Annotated in this window: 9 protein-coding genes and 1 pseudogene; 8 read left to right on the top strand and 2 right to left on the bottom strand. The window is 46.4% G+C overall.

Translation table 11 applies throughout. The annotated features are described in order from the left end of the window. From sufC to V7D78_RS14825, 8 genes and pseudogenes are all read left to right on the top strand, one after another. The coding region (gene sufC / locus V7D78_RS14860) for a Fe-S cluster assembly ATPase SufC (protein WP_333609241.1) at positions 1–705 on the top strand (705 nt) is incomplete at its 5' end. Then, the gene (gene sufD, locus V7D78_RS14855) at positions 702–1,961 is read left to right on the top strand and encodes a Fe-S cluster assembly protein SufD (protein WP_333609240.1); all 1,260 of its coding nucleotides are present in this window, start codon (positions 702–704) and stop codon (positions 1,959–1,961) included. The genes sufC and sufD, both read left to right, overlap by 4 nt. Further along, positions 1,958–3,190: an aminotransferase class V-fold PLP-dependent enzyme gene (locus V7D78_RS14850; RefSeq protein ID WP_333609239.1), complete on the top strand. Its 1,233-nt coding sequence runs from the start codon at positions 1,958–1,960 to the stop codon at positions 3,188–3,190. The genes sufD and V7D78_RS14850 overlap by 4 nt, the downstream gene beginning before the upstream one ends. A gap of 9 nt (positions 3,191–3,199) precedes the next feature. Next, on the top strand, positions 3,200–3,568 hold the full coding sequence (locus V7D78_RS14845) for a HesB/IscA family protein (RefSeq protein ID WP_333609238.1): 369 nt from the start codon (positions 3,200–3,202) through the stop codon (positions 3,566–3,568). A gap of 25 nt (positions 3,569–3,593) precedes the next feature. Beyond that, positions 3,594–4,127 (top strand): putative Fe-S cluster assembly protein SufT, encoded by a 534-nt coding sequence (sufT, locus tag V7D78_RS14840; RefSeq protein ID WP_333609237.1) that lies wholly within the window; start codon positions 3,594–3,596, stop codon positions 4,125–4,127. Positions 4,128–4,180: 53 nt separating this feature from the next. Beyond that, positions 4,181–4,591, top strand: coding sequence for a SufE family protein (locus V7D78_RS14835; RefSeq protein WP_333609236.1), 411 nt, complete (start codon positions 4,181–4,183; stop codon positions 4,589–4,591). A 61-nt stretch (positions 4,592–4,652) separates the two neighbouring features. Then, positions 4,653–4,862: a hypothetical protein gene (locus V7D78_RS14830; RefSeq protein WP_333609245.1), complete on the top strand. Its 210-nt coding sequence runs from the start codon at positions 4,653–4,655 to the stop codon at positions 4,860–4,862. Positions 4,863–4,902: 40 nt separating this feature from the next. Continuing rightward, positions 4,903–5,064 (top strand): annotated as a pseudogene (locus V7D78_RS14825) (glutaminase); the annotation flags it as partial. A 94-nt stretch (positions 5,065–5,158) separates the two neighbouring features. On the opposite strand, the gene V7D78_RS14820 reads toward V7D78_RS14825, so the two are convergent. Then, entirely contained in the window at positions 5,159–6,241 is a 1,083-nt protein-coding gene (locus V7D78_RS14820; RefSeq protein WP_333609235.1) for a lipocalin-like domain-containing protein, read from the bottom strand. Continuing rightward, on the bottom strand, positions 6,231–6,602 hold a 372-nt coding region (locus tag V7D78_RS14815), incomplete at its 5' end, for an FtsX-like permease family protein (protein ID WP_333609234.1). The genes V7D78_RS14815 and V7D78_RS14820, both read right to left, overlap by 11 nt.

Raw genomic sequence — 6,602 nt, 5'->3', positions numbered from 1 at the left:
GATCTCATCATTAATCCCGGTGAAGTTCACGCCATCATGGGGCCAAATGGCGCAGGCAAGAGTACCCTAGGATATGTGTTATCAGGTCGAGAAGGCTATGATGTTACTGAGGGTGAAGTGCACTTCAAAGATGAAAATCTCTTAGCGCTGGATATTGAAAAGCGCGCTCGTCATGGCCTCTTTTTGGCATTCCAGTACCCAGTTGAGATCCCGGGTGTCAGTAATATGGAGTTTTTAAAAGAATCCGTGAACGCTATGCGTTTGCATCGCCGCCAAGAACCGCTTAGCGCCAGTGATTTTCTTAAAGCCGCTAAGACTGCCTGCCAGCAAGTACAGCTACCCCTTGATTTTCTGAAACGTGGCGTTAACGAAGGGTTTTCTGGTGGTGAGAAAAAGCGTAATGAAATTATGCAAATGATTTTGCTTGAGCCTTCATTGTGCATTTTAGATGAGTCGGACTCTGGGTTAGACGTCGATGCATTACAAGTTGTGGCCAATGGGGTAAATAGCCAACGTAATGCAACACGTAGCTTTGTGATCATTACTCACTATCAGCGTTTACTTGATTATATCCAGCCTGATTTTGTGCATATTCTGGCAAATGGCAAAATTGTGAAAAGCGGCACTGCGGCGCTAGCGCAGCAAATTGAAAAAGAGGGGTATGCTTTTCTCAACACAGCAACTAGCTTGGAGATAAAAGCATGAATCCATGGTTTCAAGGGGTAGTTGCACGCGCAGAGGCAAAATCTGATAGCTTAAGTCCTCTTAGGCAAGGCGCGGTTCAGTCATTAAAAGAGACCACCTGGCCAGGAAGACGCACTGAGCATTGGAAATATACCTCGTTATCTGTACTGGAAAATCTAGAACTGGTTCACACACCTTCTACTCAAGAGCTCACCGTAGCCGCTATTGAGAATGTTCAGACTATAGATTTACTCTTTGTTGATGGGAAACTGCGAACAGATCTGACTGCTTTACAACTTCCTGCTGGGTTGACTATCAGCTTGCTAGATAAAGCTGATGGGCTGCAATACGTCATTGCCACCAGTTTTTTTTCCCAAATCAAACCGAAACGTCATTTGTTTGGTTTGGTCAATGATGCTTTGGCAAATGATATTCTGTTTATTTCAGTTGCATCTAAAAGCATTATCAAGCCATTGATTCGTATTATTAGCCATCACTCAGCAGGCCACGAGGCGCATCAACGGGTGTTAGTTAGGGTGCAGCAAGCGGCCAGCGTGAAGATCATTGAACAAATTGAAGGCCAAGGTCAGCACTTAAGTACAAATTTTACCGAGTTCGAAGTGAGCGAACATGCTAACCTCGAACATTATCGTCTTATCCAGCCTTCTGCCGATGCACTGCATTTTGGCGGTAACCATTTTTGTCTGCATCAACACGCTGTGCTAAATAGTACCCTGCTAGGTTTCGGCAGTGCGTTATCACGCACAGATATCGATATTCTGCACAATGGTGAGCATGCTGATGCCAAACTTAATGCTATTTCTTTGCTAGGTGAATCCACACATTACGATTTACATACCAATGCCGAACATATTAAAGCACACGGTAAAACGACTGAGCTGGTACGCGTTATTGTCGGCGATAAGGCTAATGCAGTGTTTAACGGGCGGATCCACATCCATCCTAATGCACAAAAAACGCAAGCAGCATTGCATAATCGCAATTTGCTTTTATCTCGCCGAGGGCAGGTGAACACCAAACCCGAGTTAGAAATTTATGCCGATGACGTGCAATGTGCACATGGCGCGACAGTCTCAGAAATTGAAGAAGAAGCGCTTAACTATATGCAAACACGCGGTATTGCCCGCGATCAGGCACTAGTGATGCTAAACGTGGGTTTTATTCAAGAGCTGATTAACCAGCTCCCTGATCCGCATCTGGCTCAGTGGTTAAATCAAGGTTTACTTCCTCGCCTTAAGGAGATAGCCATCACATGAGCACAAGCCAAAACCTATTTGATGTGGCCGCTATCCGGGCTGAATTTCCGGTTTTACAGCAGAAAATTGCCAACAAACCGCTGATTTATTTTGATAACGCTGCGACCACTCAAAAGCCATTATCGGTTATTAATGCCATTACCGATTTTTATATGCAGTGTAATGCCAATGTGCATCGGGGAGCCCATACTCTGGCGGATGAAGCAACCCGCCGCTACGAGCAAAGCCGAGATAAAGTAGCCAACTTTATAAATGCATACGATCGCAGTGAAGTCCTATGGACGCGAGGCACTACCGAAGCGATTAATATTGTTGCAAATGGCATGGCGCAACGTCTAAAGCCGGGTGACGAAATACTGGTTACAGAAATGGAGCACCATGCCAATTTGGTGACCTGGCAGCAAGCTTGCCTGCGCAGCGGTGCAGTATTAAAAGTTTGCCCGATCTATGAAGATGGCAGCTTAAATACCGGGATGTTTGTAAAATTGCTAACGCCTAACACTAAACTGGTCGCACTGCCTCATGTCTCTAATGCACTTGGCACCATCAATCCGATAAAAACACTTACTGCTCAGGCAAAAAATGTTAATGCTTTAGTGTTGATTGATGGTGCTCAGGGTATCGCCCATGGTGGCGTGAATGTACGTGAAATCGGTTGTGATTTTTACGCTTTTTCAGGGCATAAAATTTTTGGCCCCACAGGTATTGGCGTTCTTTGGGGTAAAGCAGAGTTATTACAAGCATGGCCTGTGTGGCAGACAGGTGGGGAAATGATTGCTGAGGTGAGCTACCAGTCTGCCACCTGGGGCGGATTACCTAACCGGCTAGAGGCCGGAACGCCCAATATAGCCGGTGCTATTGGGTTGGGTGCGGCCATCGACTGGTTTAACCGCATTGAACTTACCGCATTACAAGCCCATGAACAGCGCTTGATCCAACATGCCACCGCTTTAGCTCGCGAATTTAGTGGTATGCAGCTGGTGGGCACAGCTGGGACGAAAATTGGTGTAATGAGTTTTAATCTAAAAGACTGCCACCCTACAGATGTTGGATTTCTTTTGGATAAACAAGGCATTGCTATCCGTACTGGTGCGCACTGTGCCCAGCCACTAATGAAGCGCCTAGGATTACCTGGTACGGCAAGAACGTCTTTCTCTCTATACAATACTATGGACGAAATTGACCAGTTTTTTAATGCATTACACAAAGTTAAGCAAATGCTTACCTGAGGATATGAGATGCACGTAGAAACTTACACCCCAAACAAAAGTGCTGAAAACGCGCCGTTAACCTTTACCGCTAATGCAATCCGTCACTTTGAAAGCAAGTTGGCAAGCTTGCCAGGGCAACTGTTGCGCCTAGCCACTAAAACCAGCGGCTGTACTGGTTATGCTTATGTTATGGATATGGTTACTGAGCCTAAGACGGGCGATATCCAGCTGAAAGTGACTGACCAGCTGACATTTTGCATTGCTGCAGATGCATTAAATCTGGTTCGCAACACCGAAATAGATTATGTCAAAGAAGGCTTGAACGGCGTATTGAAGTTCAACAACCCGAATGTCTTAGCAGAATGCGGTTGTGGCGAAAGTTTTAACGTAACTTAGGCAGCTCTGTCTAAAAGGTGAAAGCATGCAACAAAAAATCGTTGCCATCGAACGTGATTGCCTGGCTAGGAGGGTGCCAAACGGTGAAAAGCAGCTAATAAGCGCGGGGGAATTCGTCACCCTAACGCAAGAGCTGGGCGGTAATTTTACCATCACATGGCAAGGCAATATGTATCGTATTGATGGCACAGACGCTGATGCGATTGGTCGAAATCCATTGATACTAAATTTTGTTACACCTAAAAACGGTCAAATAGATAAAGACCAAGTTTATCAAGCATTAGAAAGTATTTATGACCCGGAAATTCCCATCAACCTGATGTCTTTGGGGCTGATTTACAAGGTGAACATTGATCAGGCCAGCCGCAGTGTCGTGATTGATATGACCTTAACTGCGCCAGCTTGTGGTATGGGGCCGGTGCTGTTGGGAGATGTAGAGCACCGTGTTGGCATGGTGCCTAATATAAATACAGTGCGGGTTAATCTGGTATTTGACCCACCATGGTCTCGCGACATGATGAGTGAAGAAGCACAGCTTGAGGCGGGTCTGCTTTTCTAAACGCTGAAGACGCCACTAGGCACTTTTCTTGAATCACAATTAATGAGCAACTTATGACGTTACCAACCCAACAGAACATATTGGATGACTTAGCCTTCTTTGATGATTGGGAACAGCGTTATCAATACATTATTGACCTGGGTAAAAGTCTTACAGCCTTGCCCGAGCAGTTAAAAACTGAAGCATTGCTAGTTAAAGGCTGTCAAAGCAGCGTCTGGTTATCTGCTCAGTTTTCAAATGGCGTCTTAGCATTTCAGGCCGCCAGTGATGCTATTATCGTCAATGGTTTAGTGGCAATTGTCTTAGCGGCTTATCAGCATCAAACACCGGCAGCTATTTTGGCGTTTGACATTGATCATTATCTAAAAACGCTTGATCTAGAGCGACATATCAGCCAAACCCGAGGCAACGGTTTACGTGCCATCGTAAGTAAAATAAAGGCCATTGCCAAAAGCTATGTCTGATACATCAAGCCACTGATTATCTGTTATTACATCCCTTTCATTTTTCAAATAAGGCGTTGTTATGAGAAGTACCATTACCGAAACCGTTACTGCTGTTCATCATTGGAATGACACCTTGTTTAGTATTAAAGCCACCCGATCACCCAGCTTTACCTTTGAGAATGGTCAATTTGTGATGATTGGCATTGAGGTGGAGGGTAGACCTGATCTGTACCAGCAACAGTGCTTAGTGAAGTGTCCACTGTTGCTGGTACAGATCAGGTCACTATGATGGCTCTGGCAAGTTTGCGTTTAGAGTAGGCTTACCAGGTAAAAGTGGTGTTGGTGGAGGCATTCTAGCCATCGCACCAGGTAGAGCCTCTATTGCCGTATGGTCTCCCGGATTAGACCCTCAGGGAAATAGTCATCTTGGTACGATCGCGCTTGAGCGCTTAGCCCAACATACGGGCTGGTCGGTATTTGGACAAAAATAGCGCTCTTTGCGCTCTAAAAACGCTCAAGTTTCATTATAAAGCATAAAAAACAGCGCACTTCATAAATATCTATGCTAACTGGCTCAGTCAGTTATCAATACCCGGTCATTTCCAAATACCCTTTGCCCGAGTGGCTGCCTGTAAAATTAATTGGCCCTTCCCAGTAAGCAATACCCGTACCCATCCAGGCATTAGGATTAAGCGCCCGCGCTTGAATGGCAATACCGAGATCCGCTACCGTTAACTGCCATGCTACGGGGACTCGTTTCCCTGCGACACTATGCTGTTGTATTGGCTGCATAGTAATTTGCTGTGATTGTAATGGCTGAGTACGGCCATCAGCCGGAATGTAGGTACCCGAAAAATAATGTTCAGCATCTGCGTGGCGCAACCGAAATAACATCAATTTATCGCCATTCGCTAAATGCAGGGAAAACCAATCCCATCCCAGCTGATTGGCCGCTAACGGCTGGCTACTCCATTCCCGATCCAGCCAGGCGTCACCTGTTACGGCTAACTGCTCATCCCCTATTTTTATCTCTCCCGACACCGCTAGAAAAGGCAAACTTAGGTAATAAGAGGCTTGGCCTGCAGACGATTTTACGCTGACACCCTGCTCACCATGCAAAATAGCGGGTCCCTGCTTTTTTAACGTTAACGCATAGCTAAAGTCGGCAGTGTCGGCATGCAAGGTAAAATGGGTTGCATCCGTGTCTGTCGCAATAAAAGACCAATTATCGATCCAAGCGTTAAATGGCTCTGGGCTGACCCCCGCTTGATTAATGCCGCCGCGCGCATAGGTATCCGCAAAAAAATGATGATTGGCACGGGTTAGCCCTACATGCCCAAGCCAGCGCTGTTGACTGGCCCATCCTTCGCGCTGCGGTGCTGGCGCATCCGCATAGCGAAACAGCGTCCACTGAATTCCTAGCGGCTCGCCAAACTCTGTCTGCAAATTCGCTGTTACATACCACCATTCAATACGATACTCAGGATGCTGATCCAGCGCAGCGGGATACTCGATGACATTGCCTGGCACAACCTGAGCGAATTCATCGGCTGTCGCGCCCAGCCCCGCGAAACCTTCACTGGGCGGCACCGGCTTACAACCAAACAGCGTAAGCTGCCCAAGCAATAGTAAAACCAAAAATAAAGGTAAAAAGACGTTATTGCTCATCACGAAACCCTTTTAACAGCGAACTGGGCGAGGTGAACTGCAGTGTTAACACCGGAATAATGGCCGCTAAAAAAGCACTTACCAGTGCAGCCATGGTTAACAGCAACCATTGCGACGGAAAAAACTGCCAAGGCAGCGCCCAACCAAAAGAACGCACATTGATCACCGCCACTAAACAGTAACTGATCAGTAATCCCAGAGGAATGGCTAATAGTGCCGTGAGCAAGGCTAATGACAGTAACTTAAGCAACTCTGTGGCTACCAGATAGCGTCTGGACAGGCCACAAGCCCAAACAGGGGCAAGCTGTTGTAAGCGCATGGTCGATAATGTGAGTAAACTGCTAAATAGCGCGATCGCAGC

It is taken from the genome of Arsukibacterium sp., assembly GCF_036735525.1.
Lineage (GTDB): Bacteria > Pseudomonadota > Gammaproteobacteria > Enterobacterales > Alteromonadaceae > Alishewanella.
The sequence above is the reverse complement of the archived record's forward strand: the minus strand, read 5'-3'. Positions and strand labels throughout refer to the sequence as shown.